The organism is Methylophilus sp. 'Pure River' (assembly GCF_046765995.1).
Lineage (GTDB): Bacteria > Pseudomonadota > Gammaproteobacteria > Burkholderiales > Methylophilaceae > Methylophilus.
In genome coordinates, this window is the sequence record NZ_JBKOUE010000001.1 from 1 (window position 1) to 25326 (window position 25326).

Consider the following 25326-nt stretch of genomic DNA (forward strand, 5'->3'; position numbering starts at 1 on the left):
TTTACCACTCATACTGCACCTTTCTTTTATTGCCATTATTACGGCTTAAAGGTGTCTAGTAAATTAGTGGCGATTCAGTGAGCCAATCCTCAGCAGTTTGAATGTAATAAACACGTTCACTAAGACCATGAAGTTTTGCTTTTCGATGAATGCCATGATCTTCAGTTAATAGAGCATGGGCAGCATCAGAGAATATTGCATAAAGAATTTCATTATCCGCGATTTCATTAGGACTGGCTTCGGGAGTATTCCATATGCAGACTGGCCTTGACTCTAATTCGGTATATTGTTTGAGTCTTTGTAGAGTTTGTTTTTTGCGTTCAAGGTTTGTATCTCGGTTTATGTCATCAATAGTGGCTGGGTGATATAGTAATTGATGCCCATTTTCGTTGGCTAGACGTACAAAATTTGCGAGAGATGGTTCTAAAACTTGTTGTGATTGTTCTAGAGGAATAATGATATTTGTATCTAAGATAAATCGCATTTATTAAGCAATCTTTATAGTTAGAAGACAATCACAAGTGCTGCTGAAATTAATGTAAATGTATATTATATTTTAAATAAAAATGTATCCTTTTACGAATTAATTTATTTGCATGAGCTGTATCAAAACAGGAGTAATTTCTCTAGTTAACTATTTATTCTGATGCATGTTTGCCTGAGCCAATTTGAAAGAGACCATCCAAATCATCAATCCAATCATTGAAGTAGCTGCACCAATCGTACCAAATACGTTGTAACCTAATCCATGGTCAATCGCCATCCCTCCCAACCAGGGGCCTAAAGCATTCGCGGTATTTAAAGCGGCTTGAATGGCGGCGGCAGATAATACTTGTGCGTCGCCAGCTATTTCCATCAAATGCGTTTGCAGTGTGACTGGTAATGCCATCATGGTACCTACTGCGACGGCTGCGATGATAATGCCTGGCAGTGAGCCGGAAATGAATGGAATCATCGCCAACACAAATATCGACCACACAATAAGTAGGCATGCGCCTTTGAATTTCATGGCGTCTGCAATTTTGCCACCTAACAACATGCCGATGATTGAGCCTATGCCGAAGGCGACAACGAGCCAAGGCATATATGACTCAGAAACCTTGGTGACATTGACCAGCACCGGTGCCATGTAGCTAAACACCGTAAACATGCCGGCAAAACCGAATACGCCGATCAACAGCACTAGCCAAATCTGTAGCCGATTAAAGGCTGCCAGCTCTTCCATCGGGCTGGATTTTTTCTCTTTGGGGTCTAAAGGCAGTGACCAGTTAACCATCAATACGGTGATGAATGCCAGCACGCCGACTAAGGCAAAGGCTAATCGCCATGTAAATTGTTGCCCTAACCAAACTGCAAGCGGGTTGCCCACCAAGATTGCGACGGCCAGGCCGAGCATGACTTTGGTGACGGCCATGCCTTTTTGTGAAGGTGGGCTGATAGACGCTGCCACTAGCGAGGCAATGCCGAAATATGCGCCATGTGGCAGGCCTGAAATAAATCTGGCGACCAGCATCGTGCCGTAAGTCGGGGCGAGCGCACTGGCAATGTTGGCGATGGCGTACATCATGGCGAGGGCAAGCAATAGGTTTTTTCTTTTGAGCCCAGCGCCAAAAATCGCCAGCAAGGGGGCGCCCACCACCACGCCTAAGGCATAAACGCTGATAGAAACGCCAACCTGGGATTCTGATACGCCTAATCCACGGCTAATCTCAAGCAGCAAACCCATGCTTGAGAATTCGCTCAGCCCGATTGCAAATGCGCCGATTGAGAGCGCGAAGATAATCAGGTTTTGCCTGGCTTTAGAGAGTTGGATTGGGGTGATGATGTAATTCGACATGGGCTTGCTTGAAGATTTATATGAAATACGATTTCGGGTGAGCTCAGTCTTTATGACTGTGGTTGGGAGACATAATTTGCAGCTACTTGAAAACCATTGTCGCGTTGAGGCAAAAAAATAAGCCATTGACGTTAAATCAATGGCTTATTTAAATTTTTGGTGGTGAAAGAGGGACTTGAACCCTCGACCCCAGGATTATGAATCCTGTGCTCTAACCAGCTGAGCTACATCACCATATTTGAAAGACGGCGATTATAGCAGTTGTATCATGGGTCGACAACATGATACTGCGACCTTTTTGACTAAGTATTTTCTGCTTTTTTGATTTTTGTCATTCCTGCCTTGTGATTCTGGCGTATTCTTGCCAACTTTTAAATTTGGAGCACAATAACAGCATGACTCGGGAAGCAAATGATCACAGTGGCGTACTCAAGTTAAGCGCGGTGTTGGCGGATGCTTTGCGTCAGCGCGATGCGTATACACGCCTGCATAGTGACCGCGTGATGGCGCTGGCAAATGGTATTGGAGTGGCGCTTGGCCTGAGTCGCAACGAGTTGCATGTGCTGGAGCTGGGTGCGAGTTTGCATGATATTGGCAAGATTGTGGTGCCGGATGTGGTGCTGATGAAGCCGGGCAAGCTGGATGATGCTGAAATGAGCGTGATGCAGTCGCACCCTTCGGTAGGCGGCGATTTGATGGCGGCTTACGAGCATCCACGGTCTGAGCTGGTTTCCAAGGTGATACGCCATCATCATGAGTGGTTCGATGGTTCTGGTTATCCGGACAAACTCGCGGGCGATGGCATCCCCTTATTGGCGCGCATTGTGACGCTGGTGGATAACTATGATGCGATGGCAGTGCGGCGGGTGTATCAGGGCGCGCGGCCACATACGGAGATTATGCAGATTATGGACCTGGAGTCGGGCACCAAGCTGGATCCTGACCTGTTTGCGTGTTTCACGCGGGTGATTGAAAAGCCTGAGTACGCTGAATTTAAAGCAACAGGCAATTAGGTGGGCAATAAAAAAGCCGGGACAACCCAGCTTTTTTATTGGTGTGTTAAATCGTTAGACGTTAAATCTAAAATGCATCACATCGCCATCTTGCACAATGTATTCTTTGCCTTCGAGGCGCATTTTGCCTGCTTCTTGTGAGCCTTTTTCGCCTTTGTTTTTCACGTATTCGTCGTAAGCGATCACTTCGGCACGGATAAAGCCGCGTTCGAAGTCAGTGTGGATGACACCTGCTGCTTGCGGGGCCGTGGCGCCTTTTTTCACGGTCCAGGCACGCACTTCTTGTACACCAGCGGTGAAGTAGGTTTGCAGGCCTAGCAAATCGTAAGCAGCACGAATCACGCGGTTCAGGCCTGGCTCTTCCAGGCCCAGCTCTTGCAGGAACAGCAGTTTGTCTTCGTCATCAAGCTCGGAGATTTCGCCTTCGATTTTGGCGCAAATGGTGACCACTGGTGCATTCTCGGTTTTGGCCAGTGCCAGTACTTTGTCCAAATGCGGGTTATTCTCAAAACCGCCTTCAATCACGTTGGTGATGTACATCACTGGTTTGACTGTGATCAGGCACAATGGCTTGAGCAAGTTGAGTTCGTCAGCATCCAGGCCCAGTGTACGCACGGCTTTGGCTTCGTTAAGGCAAGGCACGACTTTTTCGAGTACTTTGATCAGGGCAATGGCATCTTTGTCGCCACTTTTGGCTTTTTTGCCTTCGCGCTGCATGGTTTTTTCCACGGTTTCCATGTCGGCCAGCGCCAGCTCGGTGTTAATCACTTCGATATCGGCCAGCGGATCTACCTTGCCTGATACGTGAATGACGTTGCCATCCTCAAAGCAGCGCACAACGTGGGCAATAGCGTCAGTTTCGCGGATATTGGCCAGGAACTTGTTGCCCAGGCCTTCGCCTTTGGAGGCGCCAGCGACCAAACCGGCAATGTCAACAAACTCGACAATCGCAGGTTGTACTTTTTGCGGTTTAACAATGTCGATTAGCGGTTGCAGGCGTGGGTCTGGTACCTCGACGATGCCAACGTTGGGCTCGATGGTACAGAAAGGATAGTTTTCTGCCGCGATGCCTGCTTTGGTGATGGCGTTAAACAAGGTGGATTTGCCTACATTAGGCAGGCCGACAATACCGCATTTCATAGTGGATGAACCTTAGCGTGAGTGTTGCCGCAGCATTATATTGCGGCAAAGATTGAATAAAACCAATATTTTACCGTTAGTATGAAGATAGAGCCAGAATGAATCTTGATTTGCCGCAAAATGCAAACAAGATTTAAGTTTTATTATAACTAAGAAAATGCATGACTGCGGGGGCATAATCATATGCGTCATGCGCCTTCCTGATAAAGGATGAGAAATGTTTCGTTTCAATATGGCATCATTACAACAAGTGCTGTCGTCGCGATGGATTGCGGCGGCCGTATTATTATTTGCCTTGCAAACCACCTTTTTGCTCTGGATGAGCGAGCGCCATCATGCCGAGGCCTTGCAGGCAGTCAAATTCAAGCAGTCCGCGCAGTCTGCGTCCGAGGCCATCCAGCAACGGCTCAATGCTTACCGGCAGATCCTCAAGGGCGTGGAGCAACTTTATATTTCCTCACAATTTGTCTCGGCCGAAGAGTTTAGGCTTTATGTCGATGACTATCTCAAAAGCACTGAATACAACAGCCTGAACGCGCTGGGCTTTATCAAATATATCCATCTGCAACATCCAGAAACCTTTAAGGACCTGGAGATACCATTACCGCAATTGCTCAAGCATCTGGAGTTTATCAAAGGTGACGAAGAGGTGGCACCGGTGTTGTATGTGGAGCCGCGTAATGATGCGAATCGCGAGACCTTGCTGAAAAACACGTTTTTAGACACACAGTTGCGTGCTGATTTGCTGGAGGCGGGTGATGGAGACCGTTTGGTGCTGTCTGGCCATTATGCGGCCAACACCGTGGTGCAGCCTTATAAAAACTATATTTTTCATGCACCGGTGTACCGTCACCATGATGGCATGCAAACGGGTGATCGCCGTCATTGGCTGAATGGCTGGGTGTTTTTGCGTTTTGATGTGGCGGCTTTGCTGGCAGAGGCCTTGCACCCGATGGAGCAGCGACTGGTGCATTTTGATGTGTTTGACCAGGGCCGTGAAGAAGGGCAGGTGCCTTTGTATCATAGTGGCTCTGATGACGAGCATGTGCATGACAATGAGGCTGAGTTTACGGTTGCGCAGACCTTGAATGTGAGCGGGCAGGTGTGGCGCTTGCGTGCGCGCTCTACGCCTGCGTTTGAAGCGGCGACGGATTACCGCGATGCCAATGATATGGGCGTGTTAGGTGTGGTGATTAGCCTGTTATTGGCCGCGCTGGTGCAATTCGCTGTGGTGCGTAATCGCACACGGAATGCGCTGGAGAAATACAGTCTGGCACTGAACAGTAGCGAGCAGCGCTGGAAGTTTGCCATGGAAAGCACGGGTGACGGCGTGTGGGATTGGAATGTGCTCGAGTCTAAAGTGGTGTTTTCTGATCACTGGAAAAAGATACTCGGTTTTGCTGCCGACGAGCTGGACCATAAACCGGCGACCTGGAACCAGCGCATACACCCGGACGACGCGCCGGTGGCGATGGATTTGCATCAGCAGGTGCTGGATGGTGAGCGCGAGCAATATGCGATTGAGTATCGCATGTTATGCAAAGACGGTAGCTGGAAGTGGGTGTTTGACCGCGGCATGGTGCTGATGCACGACGAGCAGGGCAAGCCGACGCGTATATTAGGCACGCTGGCGGATATTTCCAAGATCAAGCAATCGGAAGAGGTGGTTTGGCAATATGCCAATGTGGACACCCTGACCGGTTTGCCTAACCGTCGCCTGTTTTTTGACCGGCTGGACCATGCCTTGCATGGCATTAAAAATAATAACCAGAAGCTGGCGATTATCTTTTTAGACCTGGACCGGTTTAAAGAGGTGAATGATAGCCAGGGCCATGACCAGGGGGATAAATTATTGTTGCAGGCAGGTAAGCGCCTGACCGGCTGTGTCGGTAATAAAGACCTGGTTGCGCGGCTGGGGGGCGATGAGTTTGTGCTGATGCTGAGCGATGCGCATGCCAGCCATGTTGAGGCGCTGGCGCAGCGTGTGCTGGAAGCCTTGTCACAGCCGTTTCAACTGGATGATACACATGCTTATGTATCGGCCAGCCTTGGGATTGCGATCTTCCCTGATGATGCGGGCAATAAAGAAGACTTGATGAAGCGCGTGGACCAGGCTATGTATGCGTCCAAGCAAAAAGGTGGCAACTGCTTCACTTATTTCACGCCGCGCATGCAGCAAAGTGCCGAGCACCGCATGCGTTTGTCGCATGATTTGCGCCAGGCCATCAATAATGATGAGTTTTTCCTAGAGTATCAGCCGGTGGTGGATTTGCAGACCAATATGGTGGTGAAGGCAGAGGCCTTGTTGCGCTGGCAGCATCCGGTCAAAGGCCTGATTCCACCCATGGAGTTTGTCTGCATTGCCGAGGATAATTTGCTGATTGTGCCAATTGGCGAATGGGTGTTTAAAACCGCGATTGCACAGTGCAGGCAGTGGCGCCAGTCGCTGCATCCGATGTTCCAGGTGGCGGTGAATAAATCGCCGGTGCAGTTTGCCACCGAGCACAGAAAGAATGAAGACTGGCTGTTTGAAATGGCAAAAAACCATCACGAGGGCAATATGGTGGTGGTTGAAATCACCGAGCGCTTGTTGCTGGATGCCAGCTCACATGTCAGTGAGCGTTTGGCGCAATACCAGCAGGCGGGCGTGCAAGTGGCGTTGGACGATTTTGGCACTGGCTATTCAGCCTTGTCTTACCTGAAAAAATTCCCGATTGATTACGTAAAGATTGACCGTTCGTTTGTGCGCGAGCTGGGCACTTCAGGTGAAGACGAAGCGTTGTGCCGCGCGATTATTGTCATGGCGCACAGCCTGGGCATGCAGGTGATTGCCGAAGGCATTGAGAACCAGCGTCAACTGCGCATGTTGCAGGAGATGGGTTGTGATTTCGGCCAGGGCTATTACTTCTCGCCGCCGTTGCGTCCGGAGGCATTTGTGAGCTGGCACCATGAGTGGCATCAGCATCCGGCGATTATTTCACGCTAGCCATTATTTGCTATGCAGTTGCAGCATGGCTTTTTCAAACTGGCCTTGTGCCAGTAAGTCAGTGACAGTGGTAGCCTTGATGATGCTGTCATCAATGGATTGCTGTTCGTCTTTACCCGCCGCCTTCAAGACAAAATTCACCACTTCAGCCTTATTGCCCGGATGGCCGATGCCGATGCGCAAGCGCCAGTAGTCAGGCGTGCCTAGGGCGGCATGAATATCACGCAAGCCATTGTGTCCGCCATGGCCACCGCCAAATTTGAGTTTAGCCTGTCCTGGTGGCAGGTCCAGTTCGTCATGCACCACCAGTACTTCTGCAGGCTGGATTTTGTAGTAGTTGGCAATGGCTGCGACAGACTTGCCGCTGGCGTTCATAAAGGTACTGGGTTTGAGTAGCCATTTATCGCTGTGCGGCTGCCATTTGCCGGCAATGCCAAACAGTTTGGTTTCTGCCGCCAGGCGGCTGCCGGATTGTTGCGCCAGCAAATCTACCAGCCAGAAGCCTGCATTATGCCGGGTCATGGTGTATTTATCGCCGGGATTGCCCAGCCCTACAATCAGTTTGATGCCAGTCATGGTGTGAGTTTCGTTCAGACAAAGAAAAAACGCGCACTGAAGAGTGCGCGTTTATTGTAGCGGATAACCGCCAGGCCTGCTTAGGCTGCTGGAGTTTCTGCAGCAGCTTCGTCGCTACCACCACGTGGTTTAGCGATAGAAACCACGGCAGCGTCATCACCGTGAGCCAGTTGTACGAACTCGATGCCTTTTGGCAGTTTGATTTCGGACAAGTGGATAGAGTGACCAGCTTCCAATTTTGCCAGGTCAACTTCGATAAACTCTGGCAAATCTTTTGCCAGGCAGCTTACGTCAGCTTCAGTCTGGATGTGGGAGATGTTACCACCACCGGTTTTCACGCCAGGTGCCACGTCTTCGTTGATGAAGTGGAAAGGCACTTTCACGTGGATTTTCTCAGTCGCGGATACGCGCTGGAAATCGATGTGTTGAATCGTGTTGCGTACTGGGTGCAGTTGGTAGTCACGCAGCAGAACGCTTTCAGCTTTGCCATCCAGCACCAGGCTCAGGATAGACGCGTGGAAAGCTTCATGGCGGAATTCCATGAACAGTTCTTTGTGGTTCAACTCGATAGATACAGCGGCTTGATCACCACCGTACACAACACCAGGCACGCTGCCAGCGCGACGCAGGCGGCGGCTCGCACCCGTACCTTGAACGTCACGTTTGACTGCTTTAATTTCGATACTCATGTTGAGGCTCCTAAAAACGCCACGAATGGCGGTACTGCACTAAAATCCACCGACCGCGACCAGTAGGTGGGGTAAAACTTAATCCATGCTCTACATTGTATTTATGTACTTTTAGTCCATAAATAAGGAAGAAACGGATTCTTCCTGGCTGATGCGCTTGATGGTTTCTGCCAGCAAGGTAGCCGCGCTCAACTGGCGGATTTTGCTGCAGGCCTGTGCGCCAGCATTTAATGCAATTGTGTTGGTGACCACTAACTCATCCAGCGCGGAAGCTGTGATGCGTTCACCGGCACCACCGGACAATACCGGATGCGTGGCATAAGCCACCACTTTGGTGGCGCCACGGTCTTTCAAGGCGACAGCGGCTTCACACAAGGTGTTCGCTGTATCCACCATGTCATCCATGATGACGCAGGTGCGACCTTCAACTTCACCGATAATATTCATGACCTTGGCAACGTTCGCTTTCGGGCGGCGTTTGTCGATAATGGCCAGGTCGGCATTCAATTGTTTGGCCGCTGCACGCGCACGCACCACGCCACCAACGTCTGGTGAAACAACGACCAGATTTTCGTGACCTTGTTTGGCCAGGTCGTCGAGCAAAATCGGGGTCGCATAAATATTGTCGACCGGGATATCAAAAAAGCCCTGGATCTGGTCTGAGTGCAAGTCCATGGTCAGCAGGCGGTTAACACCGACGCTGGTCAGCATATTGGCCACCACTTTCGCTGTGATCGCGACACGGGCTGAGCGCGGACGTCTGTCCTGGCGCGAATAACCCAGGTAAGGGATGGCTGCGGTAATGCGGCCAGCAGAAGAGCGGCGCAGCGCATCGACCATGACCATGACTTCCATCAGGCTGTCATTGGTCGGGTAGCTGGTAGACTGCAATACAAACACGTCACGGCCGCGGACATTTTCCAGCAGCTCCAACATGATTTCACCGTCTGAAAATCGGCCAACATCGGCACGCCCTAATTCAATACCCAAATGCTTGGCAACTTCTTGTGCCAGTACCGGATTGGCATTGCCGGTAAATACCATCATGTTGGCGTTACTCAACGTTGTACCCTTTTTTAGCGATGACGATGTCTTGAAACCTGGTTCCAGTCACATGGCCGGAACCTATAAAAAATTTAAGCGTGTAAATCGTTAAATCTACACGCTTATGTTTGGCTGAGGAGGAAGGATTCGAACCTTCGCATGCCGGAATCAAAATCCGGTGCCTTAACCAGCTTGGCGACTCCCCAATAACTTGTCTTAATCACACGCTTTTTGTGTTTTGGCCATCATCGGTGACCGAGCCAAAAAGCGGATGGTATTCTAACCCTTTTGACCAAAAACCGAAAGTGTTTTTTGGTCTGTTTTCAATCAATTCGTGCGCTTTTGTTTCACTTTCCACCGCCACAAATACTGAAGCCCCTGAACCACTCATACGGGCATCGCCGTATTGTTTTAACCAGAGTAACGTATTTGCAACGTCGGGATATAACGCACAAACTACCGCTTCCATATCGTTCCTGACTTGCTGCCAGAACGCGCTGGAATTAGCGCCGTTTGAAAAGTCCGCCATTCTCAATGGTTTCGAGTCTCTTGTCAATGCTTGATGTGCAAATATTTTTGCGGTGGGCACCTCTACCTGCGGTGTGATCACCACATAGTATTTGTCCAGCATGCCAGCAGGTAGCGAAACCGCGGCCAATTGTTCACCCACACCTTCCGCCCAGGCGGTTTGACCAAAGATAAACACCGGTACATCTGCCCCCAACGTGAGCCCGATCTGCATCAGTTGTTGCCTGGAATAGCCTAATTGCCATTGTTGATTCAATGCCATCAGCACCGTGGCGGCATCCGAACTGCCACCGCCAAGGCCGCCACCCATGGGGGTGCGCTTGATGCATGCAATGTCTGCACCCAATGTGCACTGGCTGGCCTGTTGCAAGGCGCGCGCGGCGCGTATGGTTAAGTCTTTTTCTGCAGGCACGCCCGGCAAGGGGTTAAGGTGTACGATTTCCCCATCCTCGCGTACGCGTATGCGCAGCTCGTCGCCGTGATCCAACAGCAAGAAAACGCTTTGCAGGTCGTGGTAACCGTCAGTGCGGCGGCCGGTAATATGCAGAAACAGGTTGATTTTACAGGGGGCGGGGTAGGTCAGCAGTTCCATGCCCGCTATTGTAAAGCATGCCTGCGTACTCCTTGCATGCTTATTCCAGGATCATGCGGCCTTGGCCATCCTGCACCGGGCGCTGGTTGGGCTCGCCGATGGCTTGCTGCAGGCTGCCCAGCTGGAATTTGGATATTTTCAACGCTTCTTTCATGATCACCCACTGCACGCCTTCGGTACAGGGCGGCGCCGTTAGCGAGCCACTGTAGCGATAATAGGCAGGCTTGGCTGGCATCAGGTCCGCAGGGGTGACACGTATCGCCAGCGGTTTGCTTTGCTCTTTTTCTTTAGGCAGGCTGCCTAACAACTTCTCCAGTCCGGCATGTGTGCTGCCTTCTTCCAGCATCACAGCAATAATCACACGGTGTCCGGTTTTATCCTCATGCACCATCTGCAATTCCGCGGCATATGATTTTTGCTTGATCTGATGTTCGCCAGGCACATGCACGCTGATATATTTCAACTGATACGGTTTCTGATCCAGCACCATCATATTGCCGGTGCCCGCATCCAGAATCAGGCTGTGGTCCTTGAGCACAATATTTTTGAGCGGGAACTTCTGCAAGCGCTTGATCGGTTTCAGGGCGGCCGTGATCGTGTTGTCGATATTGATCGGCGATTGCTGGCTACCTGCGTTGCACACCGCAAAATCCGGATTGAGGCTGCCCCATTTGTCTGGTCCGCGCGGGCCGCTATAGGCCCAGGACTTATCATTGGCCTTGTCGGTTTTAGCTGCTTTTTCCTTATCCTTAAGGGTATCCGCGCCTTTATCGGTTTTGGTAGCTGCTTGCTTGGCTGTTGCCGCTTTATCTTCAGCAGGTTTGGCCGCTGGCTTGGCATCTGCCGGTTTTAATTCAGCGGCTTTCTCTTCAGCTTTGGGCGCTACAGGTGTTGCTGCTGGCTCGGCAACGCTATCTGGCGCGGCCGGTTTGTCTTTATTGCTGGCAACAGCAGGCACCACCGGGTTGGCGGCGCGTCTGGCAGCGGCTTCCACGCGCTGCTTTTCCTTGGCTTGCCATTTGCACACATATTGTTGTGCGACTTCTACTTCGGATTCCGGCAGTGGTTCAATAAAGTCGGCTTGCTTGGATGTGGTGCCCGCTGAGTAGACCAACTCTTCGTCATCGTATTGAAAGACCTGGATGGTCGCGGCTTTGCGTTTGTCGCAATCAAAATACCACAGGGCTTTGGCATGGTTGTAGACGCGGTCTACCGACTCCACGTTTTTCTGTGGATTGCGGTAATCGACTTTTACCCAAGCCTTGATATAAGGTTTTTCTTCCAGCAGGGATTGCTTGTCTATCATGAGCTGGTTGTCGTCGGTTTTTTTGATCGATAACCACTGTGAGGCATGGCCGTGGCCAGGCATCATGCCCAGCACTAGCCACAAGCTAAATGCCAGCCAAAGTCGGTAATAAGTGGGGGTGAGAAGATAACAGCTCATAGTGCCATTATCGACGCCTTGCGCTGAATCTTTAATCAGCGCAAGGTCGGGTGATGCGTGTGTGAGTGACTGCTTACCAGTGTTGAATGACCAGTTTTAGACGCACGTCCTGCTGTTGCAGGCGCGTGGTGTAAGGCAGTTGTTCCAGTGCGCCGTTGAGGGCGGTTTGCTGATAATCATCATAGGTGATTTGCCATTGATCCTGGGTCAGGCTGGCCGGTGCGCCATTTTCCAGATAGGCGGCCTGGAACGGGCTGTCGCGGTGTGGGATACCTAGTATCCATTGGCTGAGCCCGGCGAGTGGCAGGCGCCAGCCGAGCAGCCGCTCGGTCAGGCTGGCAACATCGGTGGCAGTGTGTTGTTTGCCACTTTGGTCGGTCAGCGTCACGGATTGCTGGGTGCGGTGGATTAAGGCTACTTGTTGACCTAGCGGACTGAAAATGCGCATGGTGTCTGCTTGCACATCATGCTGCCATTCCAGGCGCGCGGTATAGCCTTTGCCCGCATATTGCACAGCCAGTTTGGCCTCTAGCGCAAATGGCTGGTTGGCTTGCAAGCGCTGTATACGTTGCTGGGCCGTGTTGCTGGCGGTGGTCTGGGTCGGTGGTGCGGGCAAGGTGGAGCAGCCCGCCAGCGCTACGCCCAGCAGGCCAACCAGGATTCGGCGGCCCGCGTGTGACTTCCAGCGCGCAAGCGTAGGCAGTGCGACCTGCATTACAGGGCAGATTTCAGTTTTTGCGCCGTGGCGACCAGCACTTCGTTGTCAGGGTTGGCTGACAATGCCTGATCCAGGATTCTTTGTGCTTCGTCACGCTGGCCTTGTTTCCACAACACTTCCGCCAGGTGGGCAGCAATTTCAGGGTCTTGCTGAATGGTGTACGCGCGACGCAACTCCTCGGTGGCGTGGCCCAGGTCACCCAGGCGGTAATACACCCAGCCCAGGCTATCCATGATGTAGTGGTCTTCTGGCGACAGCTTGGTCGCGGTTTCAATCAGGCTCTTGGCTTCCATCAGCTTGATATTGCGGTCAGCATAAGAATAGCCCAGCGCATTATAGGCGGCGGCCATATCAGGTTTCATTTTAATGACTTTAGATAAAGTCTCTTCCATGATGTCGAATTTGCCTTTGCGTTCTGCATTCAAGGCATAGTCGTACAATAACTCTGGGCTCTCAGGAAAGCTTTGTACGGCTTTTTCGAGCAGGGTGTAGGCTTCATCGTTACGTTTGGCCTGGTTAAGCATCAAGGCTTCATTCTGCACCACTAATGCTTGTTGCTCCGGCGTTAAGCCATCGACATTGTCGAGCATGGTAATGGCGGCGTCGATGCCATCGCGACGCGCGATGATGGCGGCAGATGCCAGGCGGCCCGCCAGAAACTGCTCGCCTTCGCCGATTTTGTCAAACCAGTGTAAGGCGCGTGCATCATCTTTTTGCTCGGCGGCCGAACGGCCCAGATTGAAATAGAGTTTATTCGGCTCTTTAAAGCCGACCTCCAGCCCGTGTTCCAGGTAGCGGTCAGCAAAGCTGTACTCTTTTGCATCCAGCGCTAGCAAGCCGACGATAACATTCATTTCCGGGTTGTTTTTATGACGCTCCAGCAATTTGGTGAATTCTATCTTGGCGTCTGTGGTGTTTTTCTGCACCAATAAGGCGCGTGCCAGTGCCAGGCGGATCTGGTCAGCTTCCGGGTAGGTGTTCAAGAACTCACGGTAGAACGCAATGCCTTCTTGCGGGTCTTGCTCGCTCAGCATCTGGCCGCGGATTTGCGCAGGCGGCTCCCAGCCCGGACGCAGTTTGGACGCTTCTTTGAGTTCAGCCACCATCAGGCTTTCGTTATGGGCAAAATAGGCCGCCTGTGAAACGGCAAAATGGGCTTCTGGCAATTTGGGGTAAGGCTTGGCCAGTTGCTGGATCGCCTCCAGCACGCTGGTTTTGTCCGTGACGCGCATCATCAGGCTGTTCAGTTCCATAAAGGCATTCGGCCGAATGTTGTCGTTAGCAAGTACTTTCTGGATTTGCGGAATGGCTTTTTTCAGGTTGCCGTTGGCAATAAATAGCTGGCTGGCGGTTTGTGCAGCAGGAATCGAGTCCGGCGCTAACTCTGACCATAGTTCGGCAGAAGGCAAGGCCAGTTGTGGCGTACGTGCGATCGTAGCGGCCTGGGTCGCACGTTCAGCCAGTAAAGGGGCGCGTGTTTGTTTGGCTAAGTCCAGGAACAGCTGGCCTGCCAGTACAAATTCGCCACGCTGGGCAGCCACTTCTCCCAGCAGGTATTTGTAAACGAATTCCGCCGTGGGGGTGGTAATGGTGGGGGAGCTGCTGGCTGACCAGGCCGGGGTTGTCAGCAATGCCAGGCAAAGTGCCAGGGTTGTGCGGCGCTTTGCAGTGGGTTTAAGCGTGAAACGGCTGGTTTGGGGCATACTGAATTCCTGTTTGGTTGGTCTGTCGGTGAACAGTGTCATGGCTGTGATTTAAGTGGTCGCTGTGTGATGCTGAATTGTTGTTTAGTCCGTGACAGTTGCGGCAAGTTCATCCATAATGTGCGATTTGTAACTGAATTGTAATTGACGGTTTGGCCCGGGCTAAAACCGCATGCTACAACAGTAGTATTGGCACTATAACTTTTTGATGAAATCTTTGTCTAGGGATTTGCTGGTTGGCGTTTGGATTGCCAGCAGTGAACAATCATCCTTAGTCGGTAGGTGTGTGAAAGAATCATGGCAAATTTGACAGTTGAAGCAATCGAATTGACCCGTTTGTATGGTGGCCGTGCGGCGGTCAGTGATGTAACGTTTAGTTTGCAACAAGGGCAGGTGCTAGGCTTTTTAGGGCCTAACGGTGCCGGTAAATCGACCACTATGAAAATGTTGACTGGTAACCTGGCGCCCAGTGCCGGTAGCGTCAAGATCTGTGGCATCGATATGATAGAACATCCGAAAGAGGCCAAGGCATTGATTGGTTACTTGCCGGAGATGCGTCCTTTATATAAAGAATTCACGGTCGATGAATACCTGACCATCGCAGCCCGTTTGCACAATGTCTCGGGCAAGCATATTAAAAAAGCGGTAGAGCATGCCAAAGAGCGTTGCGGTTTGACGCACATGAGCAAGCGCCTGATTGAAAACCTGTCTAACGGCTACCAGCAGCGTGTGGGCATTGCCCAGGCAATTATCCATAACCCGATGGTGGTGATCCTGGATGAACCGACGGTGGGCCTGGATCCGATCCAGATCCGTGATATCCGTGCCCTGATTAAAGAAATCGGCCAGGCACACAGCGTGATTGTATCTACACACATTCTGCCAGAGGTGGAAATGGTGTGTGACCATGTGCAGATTATCGATAAAGGTAAGCTGGTGTTTAACGGCGGCATTGATGTGCTTAAACAGCAACGCATTGGCAATAAATTGCTGGTCGGTTTGCGCAATGCACCAGCGGCTGCACAACTGGCTGCGATTGCTGGTGTGGCTGAAGTCGAACCGGCAGATGGTATGTGGCGCATCCGCTTCCAGGATGGCACGCAGCCACATGAAGCGATTGTGCAGGCAGCCGTGCAAAACGGCTGGGGCCTGTATCATATCGCCCCTGACCAGACCAGCCTTGAAGATGTGTTTGTGCAACTGACTTACCACGAGACCGCGAGCGCGGATGAAGCCAAGGCGGCTTAAGCAGGCAGATCAAGTCTAGACGGAAAGATTTTAAGAATGTTGAATATTGCAAGAAAAGAACTCAAGAGTATGTTCGCCTCACCAATGGGGTGGATTATTCTGGCGCTGCTAACCTTCTCGTTTGGCACCTATTACCTCAACGGGGTAAACAATTATTTTGAAGTCATGTCTGGTTCCATCCGCCCGGCCGAGCGTATTGGCGTGACGCAGTTTGTCGGCCAGACTGTATATGGCCTGGCGTCATTTATTATGCTGTTTGCTGTGCCTTTGCTCTCCATGCGCCTGATCTCTGAAGAGCGCCGCAGCCAGACCATGCCATTTTTGTTCAGTGCGCCGCTGTCTATCAGTGAAATTGTGGTCGGCAAGTTTCTGGGCCTGGTGGTGTTTCTGAGCATTCTGGTGGTGTATATCGCCGCCATGCTGTCTACACTCAATATTTGGGCAGACATTGATTTCGGCTATATTTTTGCCAACTCGCTGGGCTTGCTGTTGCTAGTGTCCAGTTTCGCGGCACTGGGCCTGTATTTCTCCAGCCTGACTGCGCAACCGATTATTGCTGGTATCCTGAGCTTTATTGCCTTGTTTGTGCTCATGATCCTGGACCGCTTTTTTGCCGGTGACCCGACCAGCACCATGCTCAAGTTTTCACTCATGCGTCATTTTCAGTCGTTTGCCGGTGGCTTGATTGATACGGCAGACCTGGCTTACTTCGGCCTGTTTATCCTCACTTTTATTACCCTGACGATTCGTCGTCTGGATGCGGATCGTTTACGCGGTTAGTCGCGACATTGTTTTTGAGCTGAATGCATTATGAAAATTAACCGTAAATTTAGATGGCAGTTATTGGCGCAAAACTGGATGTTTGTGCTGGTGTTTTTGGCGCTGGTCGTCATGCTGGGTTATTTGTCTGCCCAATATCGCTGGGCCAAGGACATTACCCAGGCCAACCGTAATATCCTGACCCAGGGCAGTGTCAATGTGCTCAAACAAATGGATGGCGACGTCAATATCACCGTGTTTGCCACTAACGATGACGCGAACAATGGCGATACCTTCCGTAAAGGCATGCTGGACTTTGTCGCCCGCTACCAGCGCGAAAAGAAAAACGTCTTTATCAAGTTTATCAACCCGTCCGAAGAGCCAAAACTGGCGCAAGAAGCCGGGGTGAAGGTGGATGGTGAGACCATTGTTGAATACAACAAACGTTCCGAGCACATCACGCCACCATTTGCCGAGCAGGAAATGACTAATTTGCTGGTGCGTTTATCTCGCACCAACAACCAGCCGGTGATGTATCTGGATGGTCATGGCGAGCGTTTGCTGCAAGGCCTGAAGAACCACGACCTCGGCGAGTTTGGCAAGCAACTGGAAAGCAAAGGCTTTAAGTTTGCCAACCCTGACCTGACGATTGCACAACAGGTGCCTGCCAATGGCGCGATGCTGGTGATTGCGGCACCGCAAGTCGATATCAGCGCTGTTGAAGCGAAGAAAATCAAGGCCTATATTGAAGCGGGTGGCAACGTGTTGTGGCTGCTGGATGACGATAATCTACATGGTTTGCAGGAAGTGGCTGAGTACCTGGGCATTAAAGTGTCGCCCGGTATCGTGGTGGATCGTGCAGCTGAACAATACGGCGCAGACCCCAAAATGGCCTTTGCCAGCCTGTATGGTGATCATGCAATCACGCGTAACTTCATGCTGCGCACTGTGTTCCCAGAGGCGCATCAGGTCGATGGCCAGGCTTCGGATGACCTGGGCTGGAAAGTGGGCCGCCTGATAGATGTGGCACCCAATGGCTGGCTGGAGTCTGACAAGATCCCGGCAGGCGCACAAAACCTCAAAGTCAGTTTTGACCAAGGCAAAGACAAGGCAGGTCCGATTAACGTCGGCGTGGCTTTGGAACGCGAATACGGTAAAAAAGGCCAGCGCGTGGTGGTGATCGGTAATGCCAACTTCCTGGCCAATACCTTTATTACTAACGGCGGTAACCTGGACCTGGGCATTAATATCATTAACTGGCTGGCTGGTGATGACCGTCTGATTACCATACAGCCGATGCCACTGAAGGATATCAACGTCACGATTCCAGCCACTGATCAGGGTCGCCTGGTGGCCTGGATTGTATTCCATGCGTTCCAGTACCTGATTCCAGTCGGTTTGTTTGTGGCAGGCCTGTTGCTGTGGTGGAAGCGCCGCAAGGCTTAATGTCTAACGGTCTGGTTGTCGGAGTGGCGTCATGAAAAAAAGATGGTTATTGAACCTGTTGTTGGCGGCGGTCGTCGTAGGGATTGCCGTGTTCCTGCATTTGCAGCCCAAGGAGCAGGCGCAGTCCGCCAGGTTTGAAGTCTCCAGCCTCAAAATGGCTGATTTTAATAGTGTTAAAGCCGAGTTCCCGGCTAAAGCGCCGACCATTTTTGAAAAGCAAGAAGGTTACTGGATGATGCGCAAGCCGTATGCGGCACGTGCGGACCAGCCCTCTGTGCAGCGCGTCATGTCTATCATCGCGGCGACCACCGCGACCAAGCTGCCTTTGCAGGATGCGGCTAAATACGGGCTGGACCAGCCGGTATTGAAGCTCACGCTGTCTGGCACCAAAGGCGACCAGGTATTTACGTTTGGCACGTTTAATCCGGTGTCAGAAGAGCAGTATGTAGCTTATGCCGGGCAAGTGTATTTGTTGCCCGGGCAATATAGTGAAGCGGCTTCTACACAGCCGATAGAAATGGTGGATAAAACACCGTTGTCGCCGGTTGAGCGCAAACAGCTGGCCGGTTTTGACCTCGCGCATCTGGAACAATGGGAAGAGAATGCACTCAAGGTTGAGCTGTCTACCGAAGGCAAATGGTCAGCCAATGATCCTAAAGCCAAGCCGACCCAGAATGATATGAATGAGTGGACTGATTTTAGCTGGGTGCAGGCGCAAGCGACGTCGGTTGAGTTTTACACGCCAGACCGCAAACAAACTTATCCTTCTTTTGAAGTATTGCTGCGCAATGGCAAGAAAGTCCATTTCGATAAACTGCAGGAGTCGCCAGAGTATCTGCTGGCACGTCCGGATGAAGGCATTATTTACCACTTCACCAATGACACCGGTTTTACCATGGTCAACCCGCCGGTGAATATCCAGGCGCCCAAGAGCCAGTAATCACCATGCCTGAATTACCCGAGGTTGAGGTCACGCGGCGTGGTTTGCTGCCTGTAGAAGGCGCGCAGATCGCGCAAGTGACCATCCGCCATCATGGCTTGCGTTGGCCGATTCCGGCCGATTTGCCACAACATTTGCAGGGCCGCCGCGTGCTCAAACTCACGCGCCGCGCCAAATATATCCTGGCCGAAATTGGCACCACTGAAACAGAGGGTGTGTTGCTGCTGCATCTGGGCATGTCTGGCCGTCTGTGTCTGCTGGAGCGTGATTTCCCCGCCGAGAAGCATGACCACTTTGATATCCGCTTTGAAGATGGCCGTGTGATCCGCCTGCGCGATCCACGCCGGTTCGGGGCGGTTTTGTGGCTGGATAAGCAGCCATTGCAGCATGCGCTGCTCAGCAGTCTTGGACCGGAGCCGCTAGAAGCGGGGTTTAACGCTGATTATTTATACCAGCATATACGCACACGCAGCGCTCCTATCAAGACCACCATCATGGATGCGCACCTAGTGGTGGGCGTGGGGAATATTTATGCCAGTGAGTCTCTGTTCCGTGCCCGCATACATCCTGAAACGCCCGCCAAGACCTTAACGCTGGCGCAATGTGCATTGCTGGTAGCAGAGATTAAATTGACCTTGCAGGCAGCGCTGGACGCTGGTGGCAGCAGTTTACGTGATTTCTTTGGTGCGGATGGGAATCCTGGGTATTTCCAGCAAACCTATTTCGTCTATGGCCGCACAGGTGAGCCTTGCCGCGCGTGTAGCAGGCCGATCCTGAATATCCGGCTGGGTCAGCGATCAACCTTCTATTGTGAGCACTGCCAGCCGCGCGCGACTGCACGCATACGCAAAAAGTAGGCGTACTCGCATAACGCTCGTTATACCGTTTCGTCGTCGATGTCTGGCTGGATGCAGTTACGCCCGGCACGCTTGGCGGCATACAGGTGATGATCTGCGCGCTCAACTACCTGGCCCAGTTTTTCGTCCGCCTGCATTTCGGCGATCCCGGCGCTGACCGTGATTTGCACCACTTTATTGCTAAAGTGGAACTGCAAGCCTGCCACTGCCGAGCGTATAAGCTCGGTGATATCTCTGGCATGTTGCAAATTGCAGCCAGAAAGCAGAATTAAAAACTCTTCCCCGCCCCAGCGGCAAACCACATCTTCTTCGCGTACGTGCGACTTGATCAGTTGCGCCACGCGCGCGAGCACGCGGTCACCGGCTTCATGGCCATACGTATCGTTGACCAGTTTAAACAGGTCGATATCCAGCAGCACCAGTGATAATGACTCGTCGCGGCGTTTGCCGCGCGCAACCGCTTGCTTGAAGTAGAACTCGAATACCTGGCGGCTGGCGACACCGGTCAGCTTGTCCTGCGTGGCCATCATCTCCAGTTTGTCGTGGTAGCCGCGCACGGCAAAGTGCGCCAGGGCCAGCACGATCATGCTGATCACCACGGCCACCGCCAGGTTGATCAGGAAGGCGGTTTCGATACGCTCTGAGCTCGGGTCGTTGACCTGCTCGACGATCAGATACCAGTCAAATTCAGGCACCAGGCGGCTATTGAGGTAGAGCATATTGCCGCTGCGGGTTTTAAACGACAGTGAGGTGCTTGGCGATGTCAGCACTTGCAGGAAAGCCTTATCCAGCCCGGACTTGTTCTGTAAATGCAGCTCAGAACGGTAATGGCTGCTTTGCAGCATGACTTCGCCCTGGCGGTTCACAAAATAGATTTCGCGGCCATAGCGTTTCTGGTAGTTTTCAATCAGCTCAACGACAGTTTGCAGTGACAGACCGACGCCAATCACGCCAATAAACTTGCCGGATTTGTCTTCAATGCGGTAGTTGACAAAAATGCTCAGGCGCCGTTTGTCGGCAGTATCGCGGTCAATGTTGATGACATAGGGGTTGGGTGAGTTTTTGGCTTCAAAATACCAGTGATCTTCTGGGTTGTTTGCTGATACGCGTTTTAAGACACCTGACGGATGGTAGTAATTGCCCGAACTCTCGGACACGAAAAAAGCGGTGATGGTGTTATATTTTTTCTGGATTTGTGCCAGGTAACTGGTCATTTTGTTGGCGTCTTGTTCGCCATTATTAATCCAGTCAAACACAAAAACATCATTGGCCATCAGTGATGAAATCAATAGCGGTTGCAGCAGGTCGCGCTGGATTTCAGAGTAGATATTGTCGCTGGTCAGCGGCAGCATTTCCTGTTGCAAGCGGTCAGTCAGCGAGTCTTTGGCCACAAAGTAACCAATCAGGCTGGTCGCCACAAAACCAATGAGCACGATGGCGCTTAGGAGTAGGGTGTAGTAACGCTTGTTAACGACCATAAATGTTCAATTACCTAGAGGCAGATCATGCTCAAAAAAGCATTATCACCAATATAAAGCGACTTTGTTTATTTGAATAGTCGCTGTTTTAAAGAGGTATTCCCGCATTAACCAGGATTAATGCGGGTGATTGCTTGCTGCGTGTTCATGTAAATAACCGGCAGGGCTGTGCGGTGTGCCGCCAATTTTTTGCGGTAGTAATGAGCCTGCCACCATGGCTACCGCACTGATCAGCAGGCCGGCCAATTGTGCGGGGACCAGGCTATTTTCGCCTATCAGTATCTCAATCAGTACCCAACTGCCGATGCCGAAAATAATCGCCGCCAGCGCGCCCTGGCTGGTCGCACGCTTCCAGAAGGCACCAAAGAACAATGGCACAAACGCGCCTGCCAGCGTCACTTTATAGGCACTTTCTACCATGCCGAAAATCGATAGTTCGGAGTTGAGTGCATAAAACAGCACCATGGCGGCAAAGCCGACCAGGCACAATCGCATCACGCGCAAAAATGCATGGTCGTTCATGTGCGGCATAAAGCCTTTGACCACGTTTTCAGCAAAGGTGACAGAAGGGGCCAGCAGGGTCGCTGAGGAACAACTCATGATGGCCGATAGCACCGCGCCAAAGAAGATGGCTTGCGCGATCAAGGGCGTGTGCGTCAGTACCAATGTCGGTAATACCCGCTGTGAGTCTGTTTCCACCAGGGTGCCAAAGACTGCCGGGTCTATCAGCGTCGCGGCATAGGCGATAAACATGGGCACAAAGGTAAAGCAAAAGTAGATGCTGGCGCCAAGGATAGACCCCCACAAGGCAATGTTGGCTGTTTTGGCTGAGGTGATGCGCTGGAACACATCCTGCTGTGGGATGGAGCCCAGCATCATGGTCAGCCAGCCGCCGAGGAAGGTCAGCCACAGGCTCCAGTCAGCCGATTGTGGGAAGAAATGCAGTTTGCCTGCGTTGCGGGCGTGTTCTATCACTGGCGCCACGCCGCCGGTTTGGCCAGACACGATGTTGGCGATATACAGCAGGCCGCCGATGACAACGATCATTTGTACAAAGTCGAGGATGGCCACAGAAAGCATGCCGCCCAGCGTGGTGTAGGTGAGCACGATGGCGGTACCGACGATCATGCCGGTTTGCTCTGAAATGGCGCCATGGCTGATCAGGTTGAAAATCAGGCCCAGTGCCTTAATTTGCGCGGCGACCCAGCCCATGTAAGAGATGACGATGGCAATGGTGGTGAGCACTTCGACCGAACGGTTATAGCGCATGCGGTAGAAGTCGCCCAGCGTCAGGATGTTGAGTTTATACAGGCGGCTGGAGAAGAAAATGCCCGCGATAATCAGGCACATGCTGGAGCCAAACGGATCAGCTGCGACGCCGGTCAGGCCTTCACGCACAAAGGTGGCGGAGACGCCAAACACGGCTTCGGCGCCAAACCAGGTAGCAAACACAGTTGCCATGACCACAGGCAGCGGCAGGTGGCGGCCTGCCACGGCATAATCTTTGGTGCTGTGCACGTTTCTGGCCGCAATCAGGCCAATGCCGATTGAAACCAGTAAATACGCCACGACAAACCAGATCAGCACAGCTTGTTTCCCTTGAGTTGATTACAAAAGGGCGATTTTAAAACAAAACCATGCCTAAACAGGGTTTTGTGCGGTGCGCAAAAGCTAAAAAGACCTGAAAATCAGGTCTTTTTACAATTCTGCACAATTACTCGACCCGCTTCCAGGTTTGTGAGCGCCCCAGCAGTGAGAAGCCGATAAATCCACGTACTTCAAGCTCATTGCCATTCGGGCTCAGCGTCATTTTGCATTTGTAGGTTTTGCCATTTTCCGGGTCAAGAATCTCGCCGCTATCGTAGATATTGCTGTTAGTGCTTTTCTTTAAGTGTTTGGCAATGGTCATGCCGATAATTTTCTGGCCTTTGCGCTCGTCGGTGCATTTGTCGCACACGGCATCGCCGGTATCGGTGGCAAGCAGGCCTTTTTCGACGATGGCGCTGTATTCCCCGGCAGTTTCAACAATGCGCACCAGTGATCTGGGCTTGCCGGTTTTATCATCCGTGGTTTGCCAAACGCCACTTAAATCTGCGGCATGCGCTGCGTAGGGCAGCATGAGTAAGGTAATGGCCAGCAGTTGCTTGAGGGATTGCATGGTTGATCTCCTTTAACGGCGACAGCTTAGTGGTTAAACAGCAGGAACAAACTTGCAAATTGCAGCAGCACCAGCACGATAATGGCCGTGGTGGCCCATTTCTGCCAGGTGGTTTGTTGGTGCTGCGAGGTAAGCAAAGCATCGATAAGGCTTTGCTGTTTGCCCAGCTCGGTCTGGTTGCGCAGGTATTGTTCAAACAGGCGCGGCATGTCTGCTGCGTGGGTGAGAATATAAGGTAATTCGCGTTTGGCGGATTTGAGTAGGCTGCGCCAGCCGATTTGCTCGCTCATCCAGCGCTTGAGGAAAGGTTTTGCGCTGTGCCATAAATCAATATTTGGGTCGAGTTCGCGCCCCAGGCCTTCAATATTCAGCAGGGTTTTTTGCAGCATGATCAGTTGCGGCTGGATATTCACCCCGAAGCGACGTGACATCTGGAACAGGCTGAGCAGGGTGCGGCCAAACGAAATATCTTTCAGTGGTTTTTCAAAGATCGGCTCGCAAATCGCGCGCACCGCAGTTTCCAGTGCTTCGACATTTGTGTCGGCGGGCACCCAGCCGGATTCAATATGTGCCACGGCCACATCGCGGTAATCGCGATTAAAGAAAGCCAGGAAATTGCGCGCCAGGTAGTATTGGTCGGTGGATGACAGGCTGCCCATAATGCCAAAATCAAGCGCGATAAACTTGCCTTTGTCTGGCCCTTCAGTCACTACCTGGATATTGCCCGGGTGCATATCGGCATGGAAAAAACCATCACGGAATACTTGCGTGAAGAAGATTTCCACGCCTTCGTGCGCCAGTTGCGTCAGGTTGATGCCATGTGCTGTGAGGGTGGCGGTGTCTCGCACCGGGGTGCCAAACATGCGCTGCATGGTCATGACGTGTTTGTGTGAGTAGTCCCAGTACACGCTAGGCACCAACAAGCGGCGGTCGCTGAAGTTGCGGCCCAGTTGCGCACATTGCGCTGCCTCCAGCGTTAAGTCGAGTTCATGCTCGGTATGGCGGGAGAATTCGTCCACCATTTCATCTGGTTTCAGGCGGCGTGCTTCGCCGGAGAGTTTTTTCACCCACCACGCCAGTGTGCGCAACAAGGCAATGTCGCGGTGGATAATCGCTGCAATGCCCGGGCGCAACACTTTGACGGCTACTTGCTCGCCACTATGTAGTTTGGCGAAATGGACTTGCGCCACCGACGCGCTGGCGACAGGCGTGGTATTGAATTCTGCGTATACCGTGCTCAGGGGGGCTGCGAATGCTTCTTGAATAATGGCTTCGACTTGCGCATAAGCAAATGGCGGCACCTGGTCTTGCAATTTTGTGAGCTCGTCGGCCACGTCTGTTGGCAGTAAATCGCGGCGCGTCGATAGCATTTGGCCGAATTTAACGAAAATTGGACCTAGTCTCTCAAGTGCGAGGCGTAAGCGTACTGCACGTTGCTCGGGCGCATGCCGCCAGAACAGCAGTACGTTTAGCAGGCGGTAGGCCAGGCCTGGTTGTTCATTGCGGACAAAAAAAATGTCGAGGCGGTACCAGATCAGTACGCCGATAATATGGAAAAAACGTAACCAATGCATGTATTACTGGCTTTCAGGAGAGGCAGTTGCAAGTAGTTTATTGACACGCTGTTGCAGGCGGTCAGTATCTTCGCGCAGTTGGTCAACCGCCTGGTTGAATTGCTCAACGCGGGTCTTTTTGGCAATGATGGGTTGCTCTTCTTGCCAGTATTCCACCAGCATTTCTCCCAGGTTTTTGGCCTGGCTTTGCCAGCGCTGTAATTTCTCCTGCCCGATTTGCACGACCTGATAGGCGGCAATGTCGCCGACGACTTTGCTTAAGTCATCTTCAATATCCCAGCGGATGGCAGACAGTATTTTGCCGACCTCTATGCCAAGTGCAGTGTCGCCATCGATTTTAATCAGGCTGTGTGCAAGCGGGTCTTGCCGGAGCAGGCGCATGGCCAGGCTAGGTGGCAAGTGTATGGTGGCATCCGCCTCGGCTGAGTCGCCGGCGACGGCCAGCTCACCATTATTTAAAATGGTGAGTGTAGCTTGGGCGACTTTAAAGTCCAGGCGCAGGTTTTTATGGGCGTAAGGCTGTAGCAGCGGTGCCGTCCAGCTGTTTTGCTGCATCAGGTGTTGCAGCACAAATTGAATCAGGGGTTTAAACATGT

Annotated in this window: 22 protein-coding genes and 2 tRNA genes; 7 read left to right on the plus strand and 17 right to left on the minus strand. The window is 52.0% G+C overall.

Translation table 11 applies throughout. The features are described from left to right. Positions 1-55: 55 nt before the first annotated feature. The 3 genes from ACIDE9_RS00005 to ACIDE9_RS00015 all read right to left on the minus strand — a co-directional run bounded on the left by ACIDE9_RS00005 (position 56) and on the right by ACIDE9_RS00015 (position 2071). Entirely contained in the window at positions 56-484 is a 429-nt protein-coding gene (locus ACIDE9_RS00005) for a hypothetical protein (RefSeq protein WP_411991832.1), read from the minus strand. 150 nt (positions 485-634) lie between these two features. Next, positions 635-1837, minus strand: coding sequence for an MFS transporter (locus ACIDE9_RS00010; RefSeq protein ID WP_411991833.1), 1203 nt, complete (start codon positions 1835-1837; stop codon positions 635-637). Between the two features lie 157 nt (positions 1838-1994). Continuing rightward, a tRNA-Met gene (locus tag ACIDE9_RS00015) sits at positions 1995-2071 on the minus strand. Positions 2072-2232: 161 nt separating this feature from the next. Here ACIDE9_RS00015 and ACIDE9_RS00020 point away from each other — a divergent pair. Next, complete coding sequence (locus ACIDE9_RS00020; protein WP_411991834.1) at positions 2233-2850, plus strand: HD-GYP domain-containing protein; 618 nt, start codon at positions 2233-2235, stop codon at positions 2848-2850. Between the two features lie 54 nt (positions 2851-2904). Here the strand turns inward: ACIDE9_RS00020 and ychF are convergent, their stop codons facing one another. Beyond that, positions 2905-3990 (minus strand): redox-regulated ATPase YchF, encoded by a 1086-nt coding sequence (gene ychF, locus ACIDE9_RS00025; protein ID WP_411991836.1) that lies wholly within the window; start codon positions 3988-3990, stop codon positions 2905-2907. Positions 3991-4207: 217 nt separating this feature from the next. Between ychF and ACIDE9_RS00030 the strand changes: the two genes are divergently transcribed. Continuing rightward, a complete protein-coding gene (locus ACIDE9_RS00030) occupies positions 4208-6976 on the plus strand; it encodes an EAL domain-containing protein (protein WP_411991838.1) in 2769 nt (922 codons plus the stop codon). 3 nt (positions 6977-6979) lie between these two features. Here ACIDE9_RS00030 and pth read toward each other — a convergent pair whose 3' ends face one another. From pth to ACIDE9_RS00070, 8 genes are all read right to left on the minus strand, one after another. Continuing rightward, entirely contained in the window at positions 6980-7552 is a 573-nt protein-coding gene (pth, locus tag ACIDE9_RS00035) for an aminoacyl-tRNA hydrolase (RefSeq protein ID WP_411991840.1), read from the minus strand. Positions 7553-7632: 80 nt separating this feature from the next. Beyond that, the gene (locus tag ACIDE9_RS00040; protein WP_194740646.1) at positions 7633-8241 is read right to left on the minus strand and encodes a 50S ribosomal protein L25/general stress protein Ctc; all 609 of its coding nucleotides are present in this window, start codon (positions 8239-8241) and stop codon (positions 7633-7635) included. 111 nt (positions 8242-8352) lie between these two features. Further along, on the minus strand, positions 8353-9288 hold the full coding sequence (locus tag ACIDE9_RS00045) for a ribose-phosphate pyrophosphokinase (protein ID WP_411992383.1): 936 nt from the start codon (positions 9286-9288) through the stop codon (positions 8353-8355). A 126-nt stretch (positions 9289-9414) separates the two neighbouring features. Beyond that, a tRNA-Gln gene (locus tag ACIDE9_RS00050) sits at positions 9415-9491 on the minus strand. 14 nt (positions 9492-9505) lie between these two features. After that, complete coding sequence (gene ispE / locus ACIDE9_RS00055) at positions 9506-10405, minus strand: 4-(cytidine 5'-diphospho)-2-C-methyl-D-erythritol kinase (RefSeq protein WP_411991842.1); 900 nt, start codon at positions 10403-10405, stop codon at positions 9506-9508. A 40-nt stretch (positions 10406-10445) separates the two neighbouring features. Then, on the minus strand, positions 10446-11849 hold the full coding sequence (locus ACIDE9_RS00060) for a carbonic anhydrase (RefSeq protein ID WP_411991844.1): 1404 nt from the start codon (positions 11847-11849) through the stop codon (positions 10446-10448). 73 nt (positions 11850-11922) lie between these two features. Next, on the minus strand, positions 11923-12564 hold the full coding sequence (lolB, locus tag ACIDE9_RS00065) for a lipoprotein insertase outer membrane protein LolB (RefSeq protein ID WP_411991845.1): 642 nt from the start codon (positions 12562-12564) through the stop codon (positions 11923-11925). Next, positions 12564-14270, minus strand: coding sequence for a tetratricopeptide repeat protein (locus tag ACIDE9_RS00070; protein WP_411991846.1), 1707 nt, complete (start codon positions 14268-14270; stop codon positions 12564-12566). Before ACIDE9_RS00070 ends, lolB begins: the two co-directional genes overlap by 1 nt. Before the next feature lie 297 nt (positions 14271-14567). Between ACIDE9_RS00070 and ACIDE9_RS00075 the strand changes: the two genes are divergently transcribed. The 5 genes from ACIDE9_RS00075 to mutM are packed head-to-tail and all read left to right on the plus strand — an operon-like array spanning position 14568 to position 19520. Then, positions 14568-15518, plus strand: coding sequence for an ATP-binding cassette domain-containing protein (locus ACIDE9_RS00075; RefSeq protein ID WP_194753000.1), 951 nt, complete (start codon positions 14568-14570; stop codon positions 15516-15518). Between the two features lie 36 nt (positions 15519-15554). Continuing rightward, positions 15555-16298, plus strand: coding sequence for an ABC transporter permease (locus ACIDE9_RS00080; protein ID WP_194753001.1), 744 nt, complete (start codon positions 15555-15557; stop codon positions 16296-16298). A gap of 30 nt (positions 16299-16328) precedes the next feature. Continuing rightward, positions 16329-17723, plus strand: coding sequence for a GldG family protein (locus ACIDE9_RS00085; protein WP_411991849.1), 1395 nt, complete (start codon positions 16329-16331; stop codon positions 17721-17723). Between the two features lie 31 nt (positions 17724-17754). After that, complete coding sequence (locus ACIDE9_RS00090; protein WP_411991851.1) at positions 17755-18663, plus strand: DUF4340 domain-containing protein; 909 nt, start codon at positions 17755-17757, stop codon at positions 18661-18663. Between the two features lie 5 nt (positions 18664-18668). Then, the gene (gene mutM, locus ACIDE9_RS00095; protein ID WP_411991853.1) at positions 18669-19520 is read left to right on the plus strand and encodes a bifunctional DNA-formamidopyrimidine glycosylase/DNA-(apurinic or apyrimidinic site) lyase; all 852 of its coding nucleotides are present in this window, start codon (positions 18669-18671) and stop codon (positions 19518-19520) included. 20 nt (positions 19521-19540) lie between these two features. Here the strand turns inward: mutM and ACIDE9_RS00100 are convergent, their stop codons facing one another. The 5 genes from ACIDE9_RS00100 to ACIDE9_RS00120 all read right to left on the minus strand — a co-directional run bounded on the left by ACIDE9_RS00100 (position 19541) and on the right by ACIDE9_RS00120 (position 25324). Continuing rightward, on the minus strand, positions 19541-20998 hold the full coding sequence (locus tag ACIDE9_RS00100; protein WP_194740655.1) for a sensor domain-containing diguanylate cyclase: 1458 nt from the start codon (positions 20996-20998) through the stop codon (positions 19541-19543). Between the two features lie 117 nt (positions 20999-21115). Then, positions 21116-22585 carry a sodium:solute symporter family protein gene (locus tag ACIDE9_RS00105; RefSeq protein WP_411991854.1) on the minus strand — a complete coding sequence of 490 codons (1470 nt, stop codon included), beginning with the start codon at positions 22583-22585 and terminating at the stop codon, positions 21116-21118. Positions 22586-22712: 127 nt separating this feature from the next. After that, complete coding sequence (locus tag ACIDE9_RS00110) at positions 22713-23156, minus strand: DUF2147 domain-containing protein (RefSeq protein WP_411991856.1); 444 nt, start codon at positions 23154-23156, stop codon at positions 22713-22715. A 26-nt stretch (positions 23157-23182) separates the two neighbouring features. Beyond that, entirely contained in the window at positions 23183-24730 is a 1548-nt protein-coding gene (gene ubiB / locus ACIDE9_RS00115; protein WP_411991858.1) for a ubiquinone biosynthesis regulatory protein kinase UbiB, read from the minus strand. A 3-nt stretch (positions 24731-24733) separates the two neighbouring features. Further along, complete coding sequence (locus tag ACIDE9_RS00120) at positions 24734-25324, minus strand: SCP2 domain-containing protein (RefSeq protein ID WP_411991860.1); 591 nt, start codon at positions 25322-25324, stop codon at positions 24734-24736. Positions 25325-25326 lie beyond the last annotated feature (2 nt).

Bases quoted from the DNA above. Each gene is read 5' to 3' on its own strand.
- ACIDE9_RS00005 (WP_411991832.1), bottom strand. From the start codon at position 484: ATGCGATTTATCTTAGATACAAATATCATTATTCCTCTAGAACAATCA.
- ACIDE9_RS00010 (WP_411991833.1), bottom strand. From the start codon at position 1,837: ATGTCGAATTACATCATCACCCCAATCCAACTCTCTAAAGCCAGGCAA.
- ACIDE9_RS00020 (WP_411991834.1), top strand. From the start codon at position 2,233: ATGACTCGGGAAGCAAATGATCACAGTGGCGTACTCAAGTTAAGCGCG.
- ychF (WP_411991836.1), bottom strand. From the start codon at position 3,990: ATGAAATGCGGTATTGTCGGCCTGCCTAATGTAGGCAAATCCACCTTG.
- ACIDE9_RS00030 (WP_411991838.1), top strand. From the start codon at position 4,208: ATGTTTCGTTTCAATATGGCATCATTACAACAAGTGCTGTCGTCGCGA.
- pth (WP_411991840.1), bottom strand. From the start codon at position 7,552: ATGACTGGCATCAAACTGATTGTAGGGCTGGGCAATCCCGGCGATAAA.
- ACIDE9_RS00040 (WP_194740646.1), bottom strand. From the start codon at position 8,241: ATGAGTATCGAAATTAAAGCAGTCAAACGTGACGTTCAAGGTACGGGT.
- ACIDE9_RS00045 (WP_411992383.1), bottom strand. From the start codon at position 9,288: ATGATGGTATTTACCGGCAATGCCAATCCGGTACTGGCACAAGAAGTT.
- ispE (WP_411991842.1), bottom strand. From the start codon at position 10,405: ATGGAACTGCTGACCTACCCCGCCCCCTGTAAAATCAACCTGTTTCTG.
- ACIDE9_RS00060 (WP_411991844.1), bottom strand. From the start codon at position 11,849: ATGAGCTGTTATCTTCTCACCCCCACTTATTACCGACTTTGGCTGGCA.
- lolB (WP_411991845.1), bottom strand. From the start codon at position 12,564: ATGCAGGTCGCACTGCCTACGCTTGCGCGCTGGAAGTCACACGCGGGC.
- ACIDE9_RS00070 (WP_411991846.1), bottom strand. From the start codon at position 14,270: ATGCCCCAAACCAGCCGTTTCACGCTTAAACCCACTGCAAAGCGCCGC.
- ACIDE9_RS00075 (WP_194753000.1), top strand. From the start codon at position 14,568: ATGGCAAATTTGACAGTTGAAGCAATCGAATTGACCCGTTTGTATGGT.
- ACIDE9_RS00080 (WP_194753001.1), top strand. From the start codon at position 15,555: ATGTTGAATATTGCAAGAAAAGAACTCAAGAGTATGTTCGCCTCACCA.
- ACIDE9_RS00085 (WP_411991849.1), top strand. From the start codon at position 16,329: ATGAAAATTAACCGTAAATTTAGATGGCAGTTATTGGCGCAAAACTGG.
- ACIDE9_RS00090 (WP_411991851.1), top strand. From the start codon at position 17,755: ATGAAAAAAAGATGGTTATTGAACCTGTTGTTGGCGGCGGTCGTCGTA.
- mutM (WP_411991853.1), top strand. From the start codon at position 18,669: ATGCCTGAATTACCCGAGGTTGAGGTCACGCGGCGTGGTTTGCTGCCT.
- ACIDE9_RS00100 (WP_194740655.1), bottom strand. From the start codon at position 20,998: ATGGTCGTTAACAAGCGTTACTACACCCTACTCCTAAGCGCCATCGTG.
- ACIDE9_RS00110 (WP_411991856.1), bottom strand. From the start codon at position 23,156: ATGCAATCCCTCAAGCAACTGCTGGCCATTACCTTACTCATGCTGCCC.
- ubiB (WP_411991858.1), bottom strand. From the start codon at position 24,730: ATGCATTGGTTACGTTTTTTCCATATTATCGGCGTACTGATCTGGTAC.
- ACIDE9_RS00120 (WP_411991860.1), bottom strand. From the start codon at position 25,324: ATGTTTAAACCCCTGATTCAATTTGTGCTGCAACACCTGATGCAGCAA.